18 protein-coding genes are annotated in these 19,567 nt (G+C 69.9%); 11 read left to right on the top strand and 7 right to left on the bottom strand.

Going from position 1 to position 19,567, the window contains the following annotated elements; translation table 11 throughout:
- The first annotated feature begins 30 nt into the window (after window positions 1–30).
- The 3 genes from lolA to D571_RS0101570 all read left to right on the top strand — a co-directional run bounded on the left by lolA (window position 31) and on the right by D571_RS0101570 (window position 2,883).
- On the top strand, window positions 31–690 hold the full coding sequence (gene lolA / locus D571_RS0101560) for an outer membrane lipoprotein chaperone LolA (protein ID WP_018934923.1): 660 nt from the start codon (window positions 31–33) through the stop codon (window positions 688–690).
- Between the two features lie 63 nt (window positions 691–753).
- Entirely contained in the window at window positions 754–2,154 is a 1,401-nt protein-coding gene (locus tag D571_RS0101565) for a replication-associated recombination protein A (protein ID WP_018934924.1), read from the top strand.
- Between the two features lie 39 nt (window positions 2,155–2,193).
- Window positions 2,194–2,883: a TVP38/TMEM64 family protein gene (locus D571_RS0101570; protein WP_018934925.1), complete on the top strand. Its 690-nt coding sequence runs from the start codon at window positions 2,194–2,196 to the stop codon at window positions 2,881–2,883.
- 34 nt (window positions 2,884–2,917) lie between these two features.
- On the opposite strand, the gene D571_RS0101575 is transcribed toward D571_RS0101570, so the two are convergent.
- Window positions 2,918–3,970: an alpha/beta fold hydrolase gene (locus D571_RS0101575; RefSeq protein WP_018934926.1), complete on the bottom strand. Its 1,053-nt coding sequence runs from the start codon at window positions 3,968–3,970 to the stop codon at window positions 2,918–2,920.
- Window positions 3,971–3,989: 19 nt separating this feature from the next.
- Window positions 3,990–4,796: a RibD family protein gene (locus tag D571_RS0101580; protein WP_018934927.1), complete on the bottom strand. Its 807-nt coding sequence runs from the start codon at window positions 4,794–4,796 to the stop codon at window positions 3,990–3,992.
- A gap of 105 nt (window positions 4,797–4,901) precedes the next feature.
- Between D571_RS0101580 and ribA the strand changes: the two genes are divergently transcribed.
- Window positions 4,902–6,047, top strand: a complete 1,146-nt coding sequence (ribA, locus tag D571_RS0101585) for a GTP cyclohydrolase II RibA (protein WP_018934928.1) — start codon at window positions 4,902–4,904, stop codon at window positions 6,045–6,047.
- A gap of 24 nt (window positions 6,048–6,071) precedes the next feature.
- On the opposite strand, the gene D571_RS0101590 is transcribed toward ribA, so the two are convergent.
- From D571_RS0101590 to D571_RS0101605, 4 genes are all read right to left on the bottom strand, one after another.
- Entirely contained in the window at window positions 6,072–7,331 is a 1,260-nt protein-coding gene (locus D571_RS0101590; protein ID WP_018934929.1) for an adenosylhomocysteinase, read from the bottom strand.
- 165 nt (window positions 7,332–7,496) lie between these two features.
- Window positions 7,497–7,961, bottom strand: coding sequence for a glycine zipper 2TM domain-containing protein (locus tag D571_RS0101595; protein WP_018934930.1), 465 nt, complete (start codon window positions 7,959–7,961; stop codon window positions 7,497–7,499).
- Window positions 7,958–9,808, bottom strand: a complete 1,851-nt coding sequence (locus D571_RS0101600) for a DHH family phosphoesterase (RefSeq protein WP_018934931.1) — start codon at window positions 9,806–9,808, stop codon at window positions 7,958–7,960. The genes D571_RS0101595 and D571_RS0101600 overlap by 4 nt, the downstream gene beginning before the upstream one ends.
- Before the next feature lie 197 nt (window positions 9,809–10,005).
- Window positions 10,006–10,437, bottom strand: a complete 432-nt coding sequence (locus D571_RS0101605; protein ID WP_018934932.1) for a DsrE family protein — start codon at window positions 10,435–10,437, stop codon at window positions 10,006–10,008.
- Between the two features lie 282 nt (window positions 10,438–10,719).
- On the opposite strand from D571_RS0101605, the gene D571_RS0101610 reads away from it, so the two are divergent.
- The 5 genes from D571_RS0101610 to D571_RS0101630 all read left to right on the top strand — a co-directional run bounded on the left by D571_RS0101610 (window position 10,720) and on the right by D571_RS0101630 (window position 16,739).
- Window positions 10,720–12,834 carry a S9 family peptidase gene (locus D571_RS0101610; RefSeq protein WP_018934933.1) on the top strand — a complete coding sequence of 705 codons (2,115 nt, stop codon included), beginning with the start codon at window positions 10,720–10,722 and terminating at the stop codon, window positions 12,832–12,834.
- Window positions 12,831–13,460, top strand: coding sequence for an ADP-ribose diphosphatase (gene nudF / locus D571_RS0101615; protein ID WP_018934934.1), 630 nt, complete (start codon window positions 12,831–12,833; stop codon window positions 13,458–13,460). The genes D571_RS0101610 and nudF overlap by 4 nt, the downstream gene beginning before the upstream one ends.
- A 131-nt stretch (window positions 13,461–13,591) precedes the next feature.
- Entirely contained in the window at window positions 13,592–13,891 is a 300-nt protein-coding gene (locus D571_RS0101620) for a circadian clock KaiB family protein (RefSeq protein ID WP_018934935.1), read from the top strand.
- Window positions 13,888–15,393 (top strand): circadian clock protein KaiC, encoded by a 1,506-nt coding sequence (kaiC, locus tag D571_RS0101625; RefSeq protein WP_018934936.1) that lies wholly within the window; start codon window positions 13,888–13,890, stop codon window positions 15,391–15,393. The genes D571_RS0101620 and kaiC overlap by 4 nt, the downstream gene beginning before the upstream one ends.
- A 23-nt stretch (window positions 15,394–15,416) precedes the next feature.
- Window positions 15,417–16,739 (top strand): diguanylate cyclase domain-containing protein, encoded by a 1,323-nt coding sequence (locus D571_RS0101630; RefSeq protein ID WP_018934937.1) that lies wholly within the window; start codon window positions 15,417–15,419, stop codon window positions 16,737–16,739.
- Window positions 16,740–16,759: 20 nt separating this feature from the next.
- On the opposite strand, the gene D571_RS0101635 is transcribed toward D571_RS0101630, so the two are convergent.
- Window positions 16,760–16,975: a hypothetical protein gene (locus D571_RS0101635; RefSeq protein WP_018934938.1), complete on the bottom strand. Its 216-nt coding sequence runs from the start codon at window positions 16,973–16,975 to the stop codon at window positions 16,760–16,762.
- Window positions 16,976–17,139: 164 nt separating this feature from the next.
- Between D571_RS0101635 and D571_RS0101640 the strand changes: the two genes are divergently transcribed.
- Together D571_RS0101640 and D571_RS0101645 are read left to right on the top strand one after the other, a co-directional pair.
- Window positions 17,140–18,123: an MBL fold metallo-hydrolase gene (locus D571_RS0101640; protein WP_026287496.1), complete on the top strand. Its 984-nt coding sequence runs from the start codon at window positions 17,140–17,142 to the stop codon at window positions 18,121–18,123.
- 135 nt (window positions 18,124–18,258) lie between these two features.
- The gene (locus D571_RS0101645) at window positions 18,259–19,554 is read left to right on the top strand and encodes a TlpA disulfide reductase family protein (protein WP_018934940.1); all 1,296 of its coding nucleotides are present in this window, start codon (window positions 18,259–18,261) and stop codon (window positions 19,552–19,554) included.
- Window positions 19,555–19,567 lie beyond the last annotated feature (13 nt).

Below are 19,567 nucleotides of genomic sequence, written 5' to 3' on the forward strand. Positions count from 1 at the left end.
AACGGAGACCGCATGAAACCGCGATCCCTCATGACCCGCGGTGGCCCGCAGTGCGGGTCGCTGTCCCTCTACCGCCTCCTCGCCGCCGCGCTGGTGGCCCTGCTGGCGACGCCGGCGGCGGCGGGCGACGATGCGCGCCTGGCACTGGAGCGTTTCATGTCCGGACTGGAGGGGTTCTCCGCGGAGTTCACCCAGACGGTCAGCGACGAGACCGGCTTCACCCTGCAGGAATCCGATGGCGTGATGCACCTGGGGCTGCCCGATCGGCTGTACTGGGAGGTGCGCGAGCCGTTCCCGCAGGTGGTGGTCAGTGACGGCGAGGAGCTGTGGACCTATGACCCGGATCTGTCTCAGGCCACCGTGCGCCCGCTGGGCGACGCCCTGGACGCCACGCCGATTGCCGCCATCAGCCGGCCGGAAGAGCTGGATACGCATTTTCACAGCCAGGTGCTGCCGGTGGAGGACGCCTCGGCCCTGCGCCTGCGCCTGATTCCGCGCAATGAACATGCCGATTTCACCCGCCTGGAGCTGGACCTGACCCCGGACGGCGATCTCGCGCGGATGCGCTTCGAGGACCTGTTCGGGCAGGTGACCGACGTGCGCTTCGAGTCCAGCGAGCGCAATCCGGATCTGGACGCCGACACCTTCCGTCTCGACGTGCCGGAGGGGACCGACGTCTATCGCCCCTGAACGTTCCCGAGCGCCCCGGAGCATGGATCCCGGCGGCCGAGCCAGTGGCGTTACAATCCCGCCATGAGCGATCTGTTCGACAATGACCTGTTCGGCGGCGAGTCCGCCGCGGACCCCGGCCAGCCCGCCGATCCGGGGCCGGCGCCCGCCGCCCCGGCGGCGCCGGATCCCGCCGCGCCGCTGGCCGAACGCATGCGGCCGCGGCGACTGGAGGCTGTGGTGGGGCAGGACCATCTGGTCGGACCCGACGCCGCCCTGCGCCGCGCGATCGAGGGAGGCCAGACCCCGTCGATGATCCTGTGGGGGCCGCCCGGCTGCGGCAAGACCACGCTGGCGCGGCTGGTGGCCGAGGCCGGGGCCCAGCGCCTGGTGACCCTGTCGGCGGTGCTGGCCGGAGTGAAGGACGTGCGCGCGGTGGTGGACGCGGCGAAGACCCGCCGGCGCAACGGGGTGGGCACGCTGCTGTTCATCGACGAGATCCACCGCTTCAACAAGGGGCAGCAGGACGCTCTGCTGCCGCACATCGAGGATGGCACCCTCACGTTCGTGGGGGCGACTACCGAGAACCCGTCGTTCGCGCTCAACAGCGCGCTGCTGTCGCGGGCCCGGGTCTATCGCATGGAAGCGGTGGACGAGGCGGCGATCGAGGCCCTGATCACCCGCGCGCTGGAGGATCCGGAACACGGACTGGGCGGGCGCGGCCTGCGGCTGGGGGACGACGAGCGCCGGCGCCTGGCGCGAGCGGCCGATGGCGACGCCCGGCGGGCGCTGAACTGGCTGGAGACCGCCTCCGATCTGGCCAGCGACGGGATGATTACCGACGAGGCCCTGCGCGCGGTGATGGGCGTGCAGAGCCTCGCGTTCGATCGCCAGGGCGACGCCTTCTACGACCAGATCTCGGCCCTGCACAAGTCGGTGCGGGGCTCCGACCCCGATGGTGCGCTGTACTGGCTGGTGCGCATGCTGGATGCCGGCTGCGACCCCGACTATCTCGGCCGGCGCCTGTTGCGGATGGCCTACGAGGACATCGGCCTGGGGGCCACCGGCCTCGCCCAGCGGGTGCTGGTGGCCTGGCAGACCATGGAACGTCTGGGCCGCCCGGAGGGCGATCTGGCGCTGGTGCAGGCGGCCGTGGAACTGGCCGCGGCACCCAAGAGCAACAGTACCTATGCGGCCCTGGGCGCGGTGCGCAAGACGATCGCGGAGACCGGCAGCCCGGAGGTGCCGCTGCATCTGCGCAATGCGCCCACCGAGCTGATGCGCGCCGAGGGGTTCGGTGCCGGCTACCGCTACGATCATGACGAGCCCGACGGCATCGCCCGTGGCCAGACCTATCTGCCCGAAACGCTGCTGGAACGACGCTTCTATGCCCCCCGGCACGAGGGCACCGAGGCCACCCTGGCGCAGCGTCTGGAACGGCTGCGCGGGGCATCGGTCCCGCAGGAGGGGGGTGGCGATGGCTGAACCGCGGCTCGGAGACGGGGCTCGTCGGGAGGGAGACCGGTGAACGCCCGCGACCCGCGTCAGTGGCTGGTGGTGGCCGCGATCCTGTTCGCGCTGACCCTTGGCTGGCTGCTGCTGACCGGCACCATCCGCCCGCAGGATCTGCGGCTGCAGGACCTGGAGCAGTGGCTGGCGGGGTTCGGGGTCTACGCGCCGCTGGTGTTCGCGCTGGCGTTCGTGGTGCTGGCCATGCTGCCGCTGCCCAGTACCACCTGGATCCTGCTGGCGGGTGCGCTGTACGGCCCGGTGGCCGGCGGGTTCCTGAGTCTGGCGGCGGCCACCCTGGCCGGCGTCACCGCGTTCTCGCTGTCGCGGCATTTCCTCCATCCCTGGGTGGTCCCGCGTCTGGGCGACCGCGGGCAGCGGATGTGTGCCGACGTGCGCGCGGAGGGCTGGCGGGTGGTTGCCCTGACCCGGCTGGTGCCGGTGTTCCCCTATGCGCCCACCAACCTGGTCCTGGGCGTGACCGGGATCCCGGTAGGGGTCTTTGCGCTTACCACCTTCGTGACCCTGATCCCGAGTCTGTTCGCCTATGCCTGGCTGGGACACAGCGCGCGGGAGCTGGCCAATGGTCCGGAGGGGGTGGTGCAGGCGGGGCTGGCACTGGTCGCGGTGGTGGCCATGAGCATGCTGCTGCCGCGGTTCCTCGGTCGGCTGCTGCGCGGGCAGCACCGGGTGTCGCAGGGCTGAGGCACGACGGGTCTCTCCTCGGGGTCGAGGCGGCTCAGTCCTGGTCCTCGCGCACACGTTCGGCCAGGCTCGCGGCGCGGCCGTGTTCCCCGTGCGGCAGGGGGGCGGCAGGGTTGAGGATCCACGCGGCAATATCCTCGTGCGTCTGCCGGGCCTGCGTGTAGCGGGTCAGCAGATGGAAACCGTCCGGGTAATACACCGCCCGGTGCGCGGCGTCGGGAGCGGCCTCGGCGAGGGTCCGCAGCAGGTCGATCACGGGTTCGTGGGGGATCAGGTCGTCGCGGCCTCCGTACAGCACGAGGCTCGGCGGTGGCAGGTCGGGGGCGGCCGCGCGTGCACGGTCCATCAGAGTGGTCAGGCCGTCCAGGCTGTCGATCCGCGCGTCGGCGCGTACCCACGGGTCGCGGCGCAGCCCGGCGGCCACCATCGGATCGTCGGTGGGACGGATGTTCAGGTGCGCCGCATCCTCGCCGGAGAGGCGCAGCCCCGGAAACAGGCGCGATGAGGTCCACAGTGCGAACCGCTGATACCACGGCATCGCGTCCCGGGCCCAGATCGCCGGGGCGATGAGGACCGTTCCCGCGACGGCCGGCGCGTCCTCGCCGGTGACCGCCAGGGTCGCGACCGCCGCGCCCATGCTCTTCCCGGCCACGAACGGCGATTCGGGGTAGCGTTCTTCCAGGGCCCGCAGCAGGGCGCGCGCGTCCGCCGCCATCGTCGCGTGGCCGGCCCACTGTCCCGCGGATTCGCCGGCGCCGAAGCCACGCTGGTCCGGCGCATAGACCGCGATGCCGCGTGCCGCCAGGGGGCGGGCAAGGGCGTGCATGCTCCCGCCGTAATCGTTGAAGCCATGCAGGGCCAGGACCACGGCCTCGGGTTCCGTCGGGCCCCAGCGGCGCAGGGGCAGTTCGTAGCCGTCCGGCAGCCTTGCGTGATTGCCGTGCAGCACCGCGGGCTCATCGGAGACCGCTGCGGACGCCGCCGGAGATTCGGGTTCGGCGGGCGTCGCGCCGCAGCCGCCGAGCGCCAGCAGGGCAGACAGCAGGAGTGCGGGGGCGGGGATCAGTCCACGGGCGGGGCGGGGCATGGGCGCGTCGGGGGCGGGCTCAGGGCTTGCTTCGCAGGTCGAGGTCGTAGAGGTTGTCCCCGCCGAGGCGGAATTCGCGGTAGGGCGGGCGCAGCGCTCCTTCCAGCGAGTCGATGGGCGGCAGGGAGATCCCGGGGCGGCCGGAGCCGATGATCATCGGGGCGATGGTCAGGTGCAGGCGGTCCAGGGTGTCGGCGGCGAGAAAGCGCGAGACCGTGCGGCCGCCGCCTTCGATCAGGATGCGCTTCAGGCCGCGGGACTCGAGGTGGTCGCGTACCCGGCGCGGCGGAAAGCGCTCGACCTGCTCGCCCTCCATGATCACGGGTTCGGCAGGCAGCTCGGCTCGTCCCACGTGCGCGGGCAGGTGTTCCGGCCGGAATCCCGGCTTGTGCAGCACCAGGGTCGGCGGGCCACCCTCGGCGAATATCTGGTGATCGGCGGACAGGCGCCCCTCGGGGTCGAGCACCACCCGCACCGGATCGCGGCCCTCGACCTCGCGCACGGTCAGGCGTGGATCGTCCGTGGCGACGGTGCCGGCCCCGACCACCACTGCGTCCACCAGGGCCCGCAACCGGTGCAGGTGGCGGATGTCCTCCGGTCCGGTGACATACTGCGAGTGTCCGATGTGCGTCGCGATGCGCCCGTCGAGGCTCTGGCCCAGCTGCCCGAGGGCGATGCTCTCCGGTTCCAGGATCGGTCCGTACAGGTCGAGGACCTCGTGTGCAGCCGGGGCCAGGGGGCCCGGGAGCGGCTGGCAGGCGGCATTGCCACAGCGTGCCAGCAGCCAGCGCCAGGCCCGTGCTTCGGTGATGATTTCTTCGCTCATGGCTTCTCCCCGAGCAGGGTTTGGGGACGGCGGCAGGGCAGTTGCGGTAGTCTCATGACCAGAACGAACGAACCCATCCAACCGAACTCCGTATGGAAGTACCCGATGCACAATGCCGATCGCGGGATCTTTGACCTTCGCCGGGGCCACCCGATCCGGGTCAGTGGCTCCGGGGCGGACGTCCTTGCGGCGGCCGTGGAGGGCCTGACCCCGGGACAGCTCGATCGCCTGACCGTGATGACCGGTGAACCCCCGCGTCTGATTCTAACCCCGCACCGGGCATCGGCAATGGGCTGGCCGCAGCCGCTGGCGGAGGGCTGGGACGGCGTGGCGCTGGAGCCGGCCGCCGGGGCGGACCCGGAATCGCTGTTCATCCTCGCCAGTGCGCCCGAGGGCTCCGATGATGCCAGTTCCGCGGCGCGTCTGCTCGAAGGGGTGACGCCGCGGCGGGCGAGCGAGGCCGAGGCGGCCGCGCTGGAACTGGTGCGCGCCGGGCGGCTGCTGCCGGCGGTGGTCACCACGCCGGTGCCCGAACCCGAGCCCGAGGCGATTGCCTCGGCGGTGGCCGACGGCATGCTGCTGGATGTGGACGCCGCGCAGGCGCGCGAGGTGGCCGAGCATCCGCGCCTGGAGCTGGCGCATGTCAGCGAGGCCCCGGTGCCGCTGGCGGACGCGCCGGTGACCCGGTTCATGTTGTTTCGCGAAGGCAACGGGATCCAGGAGCACGTGGCGGTGGTGATCGGCGAGCCGAGTCGCTGGCCGGATCCGGTGCCGGTGCGCCTGCATTCGGCCTGCCTGACCGGCGACCTGTTCGGCAGCCTGCGCTGCGACTGCGGGGATCAGCTGCGTCGCGGGGTCAAGATGATCAACGACAGCGGTGGCGGGGTGCTGCTGTATCTCGCCCAGGAAGGCCGCGGCATCGGTCTGGCCAACAAGCTGCGGGCCTACACCATGCAGCATGCCGGCATGGACACCATCGATTCCGACTGCCAGCTCGGTTTCGGTGCCGACGGGCGCCGCTACGAGGCGGCGGTGGAGATGCTGGAGTTCCTCGGGATCGAGCGTGTGCGCGTGCTGACCAACAATCCCGCCAAGATCGAGGCCCTGCGCGCCGGCGGGATCGAGGTCGCTTCGCGCGAGCCGGTGCACGGCACCGTCAATCCGCACAACCTGCGTTATCTCAACACCAAGGCGGATCGCGGCGGCCACTGGCTGGAGGAACTGCTCGCCGCGGAGGCCGGGCGCGGCTAGCCTCCACGCGGGACGTGCACGTGCTCAGGCGCCCTTGATCTGATCTTCGCGCCAGGCGTCGAGGAAGCGCTGCTGCGACTCGGTCAGGGTGTCGAGACCGATGCCCAGGGTCTCCAGCTTCAGCTCGGCCACCTCGCGGTCGACCTGATCGGGCACCGGGTGGACGCCGGGGCCGAGGGCGTCGGCGCGCTCGACCAGATGGCAGGCGGCGACGATCTGCATGGCGAAGGTCTGATCCATCACCTCGGCCGGGTGGCCCATGGCGGTGGGCGTGGCCAGATTCACCAGCCGCCCCTCGCAGACCAGATGCAGGCGGCGGCCGTCGGCCAGTGTGTATTCCATCACTCCCGGGCGCGCCTCGCGCGGCGGCTCGACGCTCAGCCCCTCCAGCGCCTCGGCGTCGATCTCGACATTGAAATGGCCGGCGTTGGCCAGCAGCGCGCCGTCGGCCATCGCCTCGAAGTGCTCGGCGCGGATCACCTCGCGGTTGCCGGTGGTGGTGATGAAGATCGCCCCCCAGGCGGCCGCCTCGGCCATGGGCATTACCTCGAAGCCGGCCATGTGGGCGCGCAGCGCCTGACGCGGCTCGATCTCGGTGATCGCCACCCGCGCCCCCAGCGCCCGCGCCTTGGCGGCGATACCGAGGCCGCAGTCGCCGTAGCCGGCCACCACCACCCGCTTGCCGGCCAGCAGCAGATTGGTGGTCAGCAGCAGGTTGGTGAGTGACGACTCGCCGGTGCCGTGGATGTTGTCGAACTCGTGCTTCATCGGCGTGTTGTTCACCGCATAGGCGGGGAACGGCAGGGCGTCGGCGCGCGCCATCGCCTGCAGCCGCTGGACGCCGGTGGTGGTCTGCTCGCACATGCCGATGAAGCCGTCGAGCAGCGCCGGGCGCTGGTGGACCAGCCGCGCGGTCAGTTCGGCGGCGTCGTCGAGGATGAAGGTCGGGGCGTGGTCCAGCGCCTGCAGGTGCAGCGCCTCCAGCTCCGCCTCGGAGACCCCGCGCCGGGCATAGCCGGTGATGCCGTCCTGCTCGTTGAGGGCGGCGACCACGTCGTCCTGGCTGGAGCCCGGCTCGCTGCCGGTGAACACCACCTCGGCGCCGGCGGCCGCGAGCGTCTCGACGAACACCCCGGTCTTGGCTTCGACGTGGGAGCAGACCGCCAGGGTAATCCCGGCCAGCGGCCGGCTCTGGCCCAGCCGGTCGCGCAGGGCCGCGTGTACCGGCATGTGCGCCCGCGCCCAGTCCAGTTTCTGCTTGCCCTGTTCGATGTCCGCGGCCATGTCGTCCTCCCGTCAATGCGAAAGGCGCGAGTGTGCCGCGCCCTGCGGGGGGCGTCCACCTTCCCGGCCCCGACCGCGGGGCGGGCCGGTTACAGCACGAAGAACATCATCCCTGAGGCGGGCAGGCCCGGCAGGATCGGCGGTGGCGCAACGGATCGCGCTCCGTTACTGCATGACCCAGTTGCCGTACACGTCGCGGCAGGCCGTACCGGTGATCTTTTCCGCTTCGCCGTCGATGGTCGCCAGGACCTCGTATTCGCGACAGGGTTGGCCGTCGCGTTCGTAGGTCCGCTTGGGCGTGGCCTCGTAGCTGTGGCCGGTGTTGGGATTACGCCACTCCCGGCGTTCATTGTCCGGGGCGCTTTCCAGGGTCTGCTGCACGCGCATGCGGTCGACGTCGTCCATGGTGCGGCCGATGGCCCCGCCAATGGCTGCGCCGGCCAGGGTGCCGGCGATGGTGGCGGCCATCTGCCCGCGTCCGCCGCCGATCTGGCTGCCAATGACCCCGCCGGCCGCGCCGCCGAGCACGGTTCCGGTTGCCTCGCGGGTGGGCGTCTGGGTGCAGGCGGACAGTGCCAGTGCGGTACCGGCCACGATGGTGATGATGAGGGACTGGCGTACGATCTTCATGGTTCTCTCCCCGTGCTCGCCGGCCGCGCCGCGTGGATGCGGACCTGCAGACTCGACTTGCCCTGATAATGGTTCCACTCAGGAGACCCCGCAAGTTGTATTCGGGTTCCCTCCGGCCACGGATTCCGTGAATCGGGTTCCAGCGCATTGAACCAGACGCCGGGCAGCTCGCCGTCTGCCGTCTCCAGGCGCAGCCGCAGATGGCGTCCGTCACCCATGCGGCGCAGGCCGCGCAGAACCCCCTCCCAGACGAACACCGGGCGCGGGAAACCGCGGCCCCAGGGGGCGAGGGCGTCGATCTGCTCCAGGGTCCCGGTCGCCAGGGCACGCGGGGACGGACCCCCGCCGTCGATCTCCAGAATCGGGCCCGGGGTCCAGCCGTGCTCGCGCTGACTGTCGGCGCAGACCCGTTCCCAGGCCCGGGCCAGACGTTCGCGGTCGGCGCGGGCCAGCGTCAGGCCGCCTGCCTGCGCGTGGCCGCCGTATTTCTCCAGCAGATCGGGTTCGGCGGCGGCCATCGCGGCGAACGCATCGGCGACATGGAAGCCGGGCACCCCGCGCGCGGAGCCGGTCACCCGCCGGTCGCACTCCCACACCGGCGATACGCACAGCACCGGGAGGCCGCGGGCCTCGACCATGCGCGAGGCGATGATGCCGTGTACCCCCGGGTGGCCGTCGGGCAGCCAAAGGCACAGACCCGAGACCCCGCGGCCGGCGGCCCGGGCGGCCTCCTCGCGCGCACGCTCGGTAAGCTCGCGCTCGATGCGGCGCCGGTTCTCGTTTTCCTCGTCCAGAGCGGTCCACCAGTGCTCGGCCTGCGCTTCGTCCTCCGCCAGCAGGAAGCGGACCCCGGCCATCGCCTCGTCCAGCCGACCGCGGGCGTTGATGCGCGGGCCCAGGCCGAAGGCCAGGTCGGATTCGTCCAGCGGGCGCTCCCCGCCGGTGAGCCGCCGCGCCGCAACCCGCCAGCAGGGACGCGCGTCATCGGCGTTCATCCGCCGCAGGCCCTGATGCACCACCACCCGGTTGTTGAGGCTGTCGCCCAGCGTCACGCAGTCCGCCACGGTGCCCATGGCTACCTCGGCCAGCAGGTCGATCAGCAGCGCCCGCCCGGCGGCATCCTCGCGTCCGGTGTCCTGCTGGCGCAGGCGGTGGACGCGCATCAGCAGCAGCCAGGCCACCATGCAGCCGGCGATCGCGGGGTCGCCATAGCGGCTGTCGCTGCGCGCCGGGCTGACGCAGGCCAGGGCCGAGGCGGGCAGGCCGTCCGCCGGGATCACGTGATGATCGGTGACGATGGTGTCGATGCCGGCGGCGCGCAGGCGGGCGATGCGCGCCTCGTCGCCGGACCCGTTGTCGGCGGTGATCACCAGCTCCGGCCGCGGCCGGGCGGCGAGGATACGGTCGGCCAGGGCATCGGACAGGCCGTAGCCCTCGCGCAGGCGGTGGCCGATCCAGGACTGCAGACGGTCTTCCGGGTGGCCCAGTACGCGGGTCAGTCCGCGATGCAAAAGCGCGTGACTGGTGACCCCGTCGACGTCGTGGTCGGTTTCCAGGGCCACGGTTTCGCCGGCCTCCAGCGCCCGCAGGATGCGCCGCGCCGCCGTATCCAGATCGGGCAGGGCGTCGGGGGGCGTCAGGGCGCGCAGCGGGCGTTCGACAAAGCCGGCCCGCAGGACATCCGGGTCGGTCTCGCTCACCCGGGCGGCGATCAGGCGGGCCTGCAGCGGGGGCAGTCCGGCCGCGCGTGCCGCGGTCTCCACGTCCGGGTCGGGCCGGCGCCGGATCCAGTTCGGTTCCGGCGGTGGCACAACGTGCGGATCGGACAGGGGGTTCGTGCTGGACATCTCGGGATACCGCGACCGTGGGTCGTCGGGAAACGGGCGCACAGAATAGAGGGCGCGGCGTCTGCTGCGAAGTGTCCCGCCCGTTGGCGGGGCAACGCATGCGAGGTGACGGATGGCCCGGCACCCGCGCATGAAAAAGGGCCCTCCAAATGGAGGACCCTCTGGCGTCTGCCCGAATTGGCCGGGCAGCGTGCGGCTTAGTTGGAGAAGTAGCGCACGTTCGGGTCGGCCATGTAGGCGCCGACTTCTTCCGGATCGGCCGGGGTGATGCCGTCGATCAGGTCTTCCTCGGTGTAGTCGGTGTTGGGCAGGAAGATGGCGCAGGTCTCGACCTTCGCGCCGTTGTTGATCAGGTTCATCAGCAGCTGCTGGGCGTTCCGGTCGGCGGGCTGCATGGTCGGGCCGTCAAAGTCGTCGGTCGCCATCTTGGCGGCCGGGCCGCACAGCAGCACGCGGACTTCCTGGCCCTGGCCCATGGCCTGGTTGGCCAGAACCATCGACATGAACTGGGTATGCTCGTCGCCGGAGGTGACGCTGGCGAACATCTTCGAGGGTTCGTCGGCCTGGGCGGCGCCGGCACCGGCAAAGGTCAGGACGGCGGCGGCAGCAAGGGTCTTCATGGTACGCATGGTACGTCTCCCGGTTGGGTGGTATGTAAGCGTTTTCGAATGTAGTGCAATGCTGATATGCAATGCAAATCAGACTGGGTCCAGATGACGATTGGATCGCATCTTGCGGGGCCGGGGGGTCGGATGATCACGGCGCCCGGGGCATGCATACCCCGCAGTAGCGGGTCTTTCGCCGGTTTCCCCCCGTAGGTGGGGGAAGCAGACAAAAGTTCCCGGTCGGCAGCGGAACCGCAAAGCGGCGCGGGATGTCATCCTGTATTCAGAGCGACTGGGGAGGACGTGATGCAGGAACCGCTGGACAGGACGAACCGGCGCGGCGCGCGCAACCGAACAAGTGGCGTGCCGGCGCGGACCGCGATCATGGGTGCGCTGCTGCTGACGCTGCCGGCTCTGGCGGGCGCGCAGATCGAGACCGCGCCGGCCGAGGAGGGCGCCGGCCCGTGGACCGAGGATGCGCCGCCGCTGGTGAAGCTGGAACGCTTCTTCCGCGACCCGGAATACGCCTCCGCGCGGATCTCCCCGGGCGGCGATCGTGTCGCCTTCCTGCGACCCTACGAGGGGGCGATGAACATCCATGTGGTGGCGCGGGGCGAGCCGGTCGAGCAGGCTCAGCCGGTCACCACCGAAGAGCGTTCGGTCTCGGGCTTTTTCTGGTCGCGCGACGGCGCGTACCTGCTGTATGCGCGGGACGCCGACGGTGACGAGGACTTCGAGATCCGGGCCCTGCAGGCCCCGGAGACGCCCGACCCGGAGGCCGACGGATATCCCGACTCACGCGCACTGGCCGGAGGTGACGGGGTGCAGGCGCGGATCATCCATGTACCGCGAGAGGCGCCGGAACACCTGTTCGTGGGGCTGAACGAGCGTGACCCGCGGCTGCACGACGTCTACCGGGTCGACATCGCCAGCGGTGAGCGCGAGCGGGTGGTGAAAAACACCGCGGAGATCGAAGGCTGGCATTTCCACGAGGGCGAGCTGCGCAAGGCGACGCGCACCACCGGTGACGGCGGGAGCGAGATCCTGCGCGTCGACGGCGAGGATGATTTCCGGCAGATCTACGCCTGCGAGTTCGGCGAGAGCTGCTCCGTGGCCGGATTTCACAAGGATGGCGCCAGGCTCTATCTGAGCACCAACGCGGGCGAGGATCGTGATCTGAGCGAGCTGGTCCTGTTCGACCCGGATTCCGGCGAGGAGACCCGGGTGCACCGTGATCCGGAAGGTGAGGTGGATCTCGGTCGCGCGCTGTTTTCCGACGATGACCACCGCTTGCTGGCCACGCTGTACACCGGCGACCGGCAGCGGATCTACGCGCACGACGAGGAATTCGAGCAGGCGCTGGACTGGCTGCGTTCGGAGCTGGGCGACGCGGAGCTGTCGTTCTCCTCGCGGACCCGTGAAGAGGACGTGTGGACCGTGGGCGTGCAGCGTGATGTCGATCCCGGGAGTGCCTGGGTGGCCGATCTGCGCGAACGCGAACTGGAGCGCCTGTATCGCACGCGGCCCGATCTGCCCGAGGACGTGCTGGCGTACATGGAGCCGATCCGCTACGAGGCCCGTGACGGCACCGAGATCCCGGGCTACCTGACCCTGCCCCGCGGGGCCGAGGCCGAGGATCTGCCGCTGGTGGTGTTGCCGCATGGCGGCCCGTGGGTGCGCGACACCTGGGGCTACAGCGGACAGGTGCAGTTCCTCGCCAACCGTGGTTACGCGGTGCTGCAGCCGAATTTCCGCGGTTCCTCCGGGTTTGGCAAGGCGTTTCTCAATGCCGGCAACCAGGAGTGGGGCACCGGCGTGATGCAGCATGACGTGACCGACGGGGTCAAACATCTGATCGACGAGGGCATCGCCGACCCGGACCGGGTGGCGATCTACGGCGGCTCCTACGGCGGCTACGCAACCCTGGCCGGGCTGACCTGGACCCCGGAGCTGTACGCCGCCGGGGTGTCGATGGTCGGGCCGTCCAGCCTGATCACCCTGATGGAGTCCATCCCGCCGTACTGGGAGGCCGGGATCAAGCGCATGCACGGGCGTGTGGGGGATCCGGATGATCCGGACGACCGCGAACGCCTGAAAGAACAGTCACCGCTGTTCCACGTCGACCGCATCGAGTCGCCGCTGCTGGTCGCCCAGGGCGCGAACGATCCGCGGGTCAAGCAGGCCGAGTCGGACCAGATCGTGGCGGCGCTGCGCGACGCCGGGCATCCGGTGGAATACCTGCTGGCGCTGGACGAGGGCCACGGTTTCGTTAACGAGACCAACCGCCTGGCGTTCTTCGCCGGGCTGGAGGGCTTCCTCGCCGAGCACATCGGCGGGCGTCGCCAGGCGGAATACCCCGAGCCGGTGCAGGAACGCCTGGAGCTGCTGCGTCAGGACATCGACGAGGTCGAGGCCCCGTGAGCGCCGGCGATGGCCGCCGCCCGGGCCTGGGGCCCGAAGATGTCGAGGTCCTCGAACGCGAGACGCTGTTCGAGGGTTTCTTCCGCATGGCGCGCTACACCCTGCGCCACCGGCTGTTCGAGGGCGGCTGGAGCCGGCAGCTGACGCGCGAGCGCTTCGAGCGCGGCCACGCGGCCGTGCTGTTGCCCTATGACCCGGTGGCCGATCGGGTGGTGCTGATCGAGCAGTTCCGGGTCGGCGCGCTGGAAAAGCCGTCCGGCCCCTGGTTGCTGGAATTTGTCGCCGGCGTGATCGAGGCGGACGAGTCACCGGAGACGGTGGTGCGCCGCGAGGCGCTCGAGGAGGCCGGGGTGACCCCGGGGCGCATCGAGTTCGTGCAGGAGGTATACGTCAGCCCCGGCGGCAATTCCGAATCGCTGCGGATCTACTGTGGCGAGGTGGACAGCCTGGGCGTGGGCGGTGTGCACGGGCTGCACGAGGAGGACGAGGACATCCGGGTGTTCACCGTGCCCTTCGACGAGGCGCTGCAGTTGATGTACGACGGCCGCATCGACTCGGCCGGCCCGGTGATCGCCCTGCAGTGGCTGGCCCTCAACCGCGAGCGGTTGCGGCGCGTCTGGACCTGAGCCTCCCGTCCTGTGCGCCGCGTCGTGGGAAGGCCCCGGTTCTCTTCGGGCCGGATTGACGCCGCATTGAAGGCTTCCGGATAATCCCCGGTCAGCAACAGGGGCGAGCAACCGCCGTCCGGGGAGGGTTTGTGGCGCAGGAATACCTGCTCCGCCTGTACGTGACGGGGCAGACGGCCCGGTCCGCGCGGGCACTGGCCAATCTGCAGGCCATCTGTGAAGAGGAGCTCCAGGGGCGCTACCGGATCGAGGTGATCGACGTACTCGAGAACCCGGAACGCGGCGAGGACGAGCGCATCGTGGCCACCCCCACGCTGATCCGCGAACTGCCACCCCCCATCCGCCGAATCATCGGCGATCTCTCCGACCGCGACGAGGTGCTGCACGGCCTGGAACTGGTCGGGCCCGGGCAGCGGGAGCCGCTGCAATGACAGGCGGGGATCAACCCGCTCCGGCGGGCGGTATCGACAAGCTGGTCACCGGCATCCCGGGTTTTGATGCGATCGCTCGGGGCGGCCTGCCGGCGGGGCGCACCACGCTGGTGGCGGGTACCCCGGGCAGCGCCAAGACCGTGTTCGCCGGTCAGTTCCTGGCCGCCGGCATCCGGCGGGACGATGCCCCCGGGGTGTTCGTGACCTGCGAAGAGGGGCCGGCCGACCTGCGGCGCAACTTCGGGGCCTTCGGCTGGCCGGTCGACGACTGGGAGGCTGACGGGCGCTGGGTGTTCGTCGACGTCTCGCCGGATCCCGATGAAGAGACCGTGGAGGCCGGCAGCTACGACCTCGGGGCGCTGCTGGCGCGCATCGAGCATGCGGTGGAGCGCAGCGGTGCCCGACGCCTGGCAATCGATTCGCTGGGCGCGCTGTTCGCGCGTTTCCCCGACACTCGCCAGGTGCGCCGCGACCTGTTCCGCATCGCCGCACGGCTGAAGGCGCTGGGCGTGACGGCGATCATGACCGCGGAGCGCGAGACCGAATACGGCCCGGTTGCACGCCACGGGGTCGAGGAATTCGTCGCCGACAACGTGGTGATCCTGCGCAACATCCTCGAGCACGAGACCCGCCGGCGCACGCTGGAGATCCTCAAGTTCCGCGGCACGCAGCACCAGAAGGGCGAATACCCGTTCACCATCCTGCCGGATGCCGGGCTGATCGCGATCCCGTTGTCGGCGATGGAACTGACCCAGCATTCCACCGACGTGCGTACCACCTCGGGCAACGAGGAGCTGGACCGCATGTGTGGCGGTGGTTTCTACCGCGACTCGATCGTGCTGGTGTCCGGCGCCACCGGCACTGGCAAGACCCTGATGGCGACGGAATTCACCGAGGGCGGACTGGCCGCCGGCGAACGCTGCATGCTGTTCGCCTTCGAGGAAAGCCGCGAACAGCTGATGCGCAATGCGCGCGGCTGGGACGTCGATTATGCGCCGGCGGAGGAAGCCGGAAACCTGGCGATCCGCTGCGAGTATCCCGAGGTCGCCGGGCTGGAGGACCACCTGGTCCGCATCAAGGAGGCGATCGACCGGTTCCGCCCGGACCGGGTGGCGCTGGACAGCCTGACCGCGCTGGAACGCGTGGCCACCCCGCGCGGTTTCCGCGAGTTCGTGATCAGCCTGACCTCCTTCATCAAGGAGCGCCAGATCGCGGGGCTCTTCACCGCCTCCACGCCGTCATTGATGGGGGGTGCGTCGGTGACCGAGGCGCATATCTCGACCCTGACCGATTCCATCATCGTCCTGCGTTATGTCGAGATGCGTGGCCGCGTGCATCGCGGCCTGGCCGTGCTGAAGATGCGCGGGGCGGGACACGACGCCGGGATCCGGCGTTTCAGCATTGATCATCGCGGGATGCACATCGGCGAGCCCTTCCGGGGCGTGGAGGGCATTCTCGAAGGTCATCCGGTGCACGTGCGACAAACGGACGAAGACGCATGACTCCCAGCATGAATATGGCAGCAATGGAATCCCCGGCCATGAGGCCGCCCCCTGCGTACTGGCTGGGGGACGGCGGCGGCGACGGGTTCGGCGGGTCGGGGCACCCGTCGGAAAATGAACTGCGGGCGATCCTCGACTCGTCCGCCGACGCCATCATCGTGGTCGACTCCCGTGGCGTGCTGCGCTACGCCAACCCCGCCGCCGACCGGCTGTTCGGGCGCGACCTGCAGGCGCTGCGCGGCACCGGTTTCGGCTTTCCCACGGCACCGGGGCGCACCGAGATCGACGTGCTGCCACCGGGCGAGAAACCGCGGGTGGCGGAGATGCACGTCACCTCGCTGACCTGGGAGCACGAGGCGGCCAGTCTGGCGATCCTGCGCGACGTGACCGAGCGCAAGGCGATGGAAGACGAGCTGCGCCTGGCCGCGCAGGTGTTCGACAACGCCTCCGAGGGGCTGCTGATCACCGATGCCGGGCAACGTGTGCTGAAGGTAAACCCTGCCTTCCTGTCCATCACCGGCTACGAGCCCGGTGAGGTATACGGGCGCCCGATGGGCGACCTGCTGGACTCCGAACTGCAGGACCCGGCGCTGCCGGGGGACATCGAGGCCGGAGTCCGCGAGGACGGCCGCTGGGAAGGCGAACTGATCAAGCGTCGCCGCGACGGCACCGCCTGCTACACCTGGACCACGGTGATCGCGGTGCGCGACGAGGCCGAACAGCCGACTCACTTCATCGTGACCTTCGAGGACATCACCCGCTGGAAAGAGGCGGAGCGGCGCCTGGATCACCTGGCACATGCCGATCCGCTGACCGACCTGCCCAACCGCAACGCCTTCCACCAGCACCTCGATCTGGCCCTGGGGCAGGCGAGGCGCCACGGTGACGTGGTGGCGGTCCTGTTCCTCGATCTGGATCACTTCAAGCCGGTCAACGATGCCCTTGGCCATTCGATGGGCGACGAGATCCTGCAGGCGGTCGCCCGACGCCTGCGCGAGACGGTGCGCGGGAGCGATCTGGTGGCGCGTCTGGGCGGGGACGAGTTCATCGTGCTGGTACGGGACATCCAGCGCGCTGCGGATGCGGCGGTGGTGGCGCAGAAGGTGATCGACCAGCTGAGCACGCCGTTCGAGCTTTACGGACACGAGATCCACATCGGATGCAGCGTGGGCATCGCGATGTTCCCGGATGACGGCCGCGACGGCGACGGGCTGATCCATCGCGCCGACCAGGCCATGTACCGCGCCAAGGATCACGGCCGCGGGCTGTTTGCCTTCGCCGGTGAAGCGGAAGACCGGCCGCTGAACCTCCCGCTGCGCACGGGGCACTCCGCCGACTGCAGCTGAGCCCCGGGCCGAACCCGGCGTCAGGCCGGGCAGGACTCGTCGGGTACCGGGGGCCGGCGGTCCCCGTCTTCGCCGCGTGCCAGCGGCACGGATGTCGTCGTGCCGGCCAGGGCCGCCGCGGCTACACCGCCGGCCGCATCCGTATCGGTGTGGGCCAGCGCCGGAGTGGTGCCGGCGACCAGCAGGCCGAGCGCGGCCGCGCCGGCAAATATGAAAGTGGTCTGGCGGTGTTGCATGACGTTCCTCCCGCGTGTCCGGTAGCAAGACGGACCCTGCGAGAAGAGACGGGGATGCCGTGCCCGGCATTCCGCACGAGCGGCAGGAATGAAACGGGCCGGGCAGCGTCCCATGGGTAGCGGAAGAACCTGAGGGAATGTAGCTGATGAAGAGACTGCAATGGATGATGGCCGGATGCCTCTGGCTGGTCATGGCCGCTCCGCTCGGTGCGGACGTGAAGATCGACGTCGAGATTCCGGGGCCGGACGAGCGCCTGAGTGATGCCCGCACCAGTGATCTGGAACGGGTGGATCAGCTGCAGCCGGTGCGGGTGGCGGAGGACGTCTACGCCATCATCGGCTCCATCGAGGGGCGGACCTACGACAACCTCGGGCTGACCATGAATCTCGGCTTCGTGGTGACCGACGAGGGCGTCGTGTTGATCGATTCCGGCCCGTCGTACGCGTTTGGCGAGATGCTGGAGGAGGCGATCGGGGAAGTCACCGATCAGCCGGTGACCCATGTGATCGGCATCGGGTCGCAGGATCACCGCTGGATGGCGGATGGCTATTTCCGCGAGCAGGGAGCCGAGCTGATCACCCTGGAACGCACGGCCGAGACCCGGAAGGACTTTGCCGACGACCACATCGAACGCATGTCGGGCATCCTCGAGGACCGTTTCGAGGGTACCGAGGCCGTGGTGACCGACGAGCCGCTGGAAGGTGACCGCCACGAGCTGAAGATCGGCGGCACCGAGTTCCATCTGGAGTTCTGGGCGGATGCCCATTTCCCCGGGGACGCGGTGGTGTATCTGCCGCAGACCGATGTCTTCTTCTCCGGAGACATGGTCTATCTCGACCGCATGCTGGGCATCCACCCGTGGAGTGACCCGGTGGCCTGGCTGACCGCGGTGGAAAAGCTGGAAGAGAAGGCACCGGCCGCCGTGGTGCCCGGCCACGGCGATGTGGCGGGCATGGATCTCGTGACCGCCGAAACCGGGGACTACCTGCGGTTCGTGGTAAGCGGCGTGGAACAGGCCCACGAGGACTGGGCCTCGCTGCAGGAGACCGTGGATGACCTGGCCGATGCACCCGAGTTCGAGCATCTCGAGCACTTCGGCGACTGGCATCGGCCCAACATCAACCGGACCTATCTCTTCATGGAGTAGTTGTTCGGGAGCCGGCGTTGCGTGCGCTGCGGCCTTGCCGGATCATCGGCAGAACCCGGGAACAGGAAGCGCAGGAAGCCTGTCGGCTGGTGCGGCGTCTTCATTCCGGTTATTCCATCATTCGCGAGGTTCAATGTGCGGTCGATTCCGTGGTCCCGGACGGGGCGTGCGCTGCTGTGGCTGGTGGTTCTCCTGTTGCCGTCGGGCCTGCTGGCCGGCGATGCGGCGGGGGAATTCACCATCGAGCTGGAAGGCGGGGACCACCTGGAGGTGGAGAGCCTCGGCAAGGCCGATGGCAAGGGCCCGCTGTTCATCTGGCTGATCCCGGCGGCCGAGGAGCTGGATGCCCCGCGCGACCTGCTGGGCGAACTGGCGGAGCAGGGCGCCACGGTGTGGGTGGTGGACCTGCTCGATTCGCTGTTGCTGGAACGCGCCAGTTCCACCGTGCGCGGGCTGGACGGCGGGCCCACCGCGGCGCTGCTGGAGGAGGCCGGGGCGCGGGGTTATGCCCCGGTGACGCTGGTGGCCTCCGACCGCATGAGCGTACCCGCGCTGCGCGGGCTGCGCGAATGGCAGGCGGCGACCGACGACCCGGAGGCCGTGGCCGGCGCGATCCTGCTGTTCCCCAATCTGTATCGCGGTACCCCAGCCGCCGGGGATGACCCGGAGCTGTTCGGGATCGTGGATGCGACCAACATGCCGGTGGCGGTGTTCCAGCCCGCCGAGGGGGCCCATGCGGCCCGCCTGCCGGAGCTGATGCGGCAACTGCACGCGGCCGGCAGCCCGGCGCTGGCGCGGATCATCGCCGGCGAGCGTGACTACTACATGCGCCCCGACGAGGCCGGCAGTGACGCGGTCGAGCGAACCCCGCAGCAGCTGCTTTCGACGGCGCGCGTGCTGGCGGGCCTGCCGCGCCCGGCGCAGGTCGCCGAGCTGGACGAGGAGCGCGACCAGCCGCTGGGCAGCGAGCACGGGATGGTCGAGCGCGAGCCCGAGGAGCCGCCCGGCTACGAGCTGACCGCCGCGCGCGGCGGCACCCACCGGCTGGAGGATCGGGCCGGCCAGGTCACGCTGGTGAACTTCTGGGCCAGTTGGTGCCCGCCCTGCGTGTACGAGATCCCGTCGATGAACCGCCTCGAAGGCTCGTACGACGAGGACGAGTTCGCGATCGTGTCGATCAATTTCCGCGAGTCGCCGGAGCACATCCTGGAATTCATGGAAGAGGTCGAGGTCGATTTTCCTGTACTGATGGACGAGGATGGGGCGGTCTCGCAGGAATGGGGCGTGTTCGCCTTCCCCAGCTCGTTCCTGCTGGACCGCGAGGGCCGGGTGCGCTATTCCGTGAACGAGGCCATCGAGTGGGACACCGACGAGGTGCGTGAAGTGATCGACGAACTGCGCGACGAACCCGCCCCCGACGACACGCCCTGACCCGACAGCCCGA

Origin of the sequence: Thioalkalivibrio sp. ALJ24, from assembly GCF_000377785.1 — a bacterium.
Classification (GTDB): domain Bacteria; phylum Pseudomonadota; class Gammaproteobacteria; order Ectothiorhodospirales; family Ectothiorhodospiraceae; genus Thioalkalivibrio.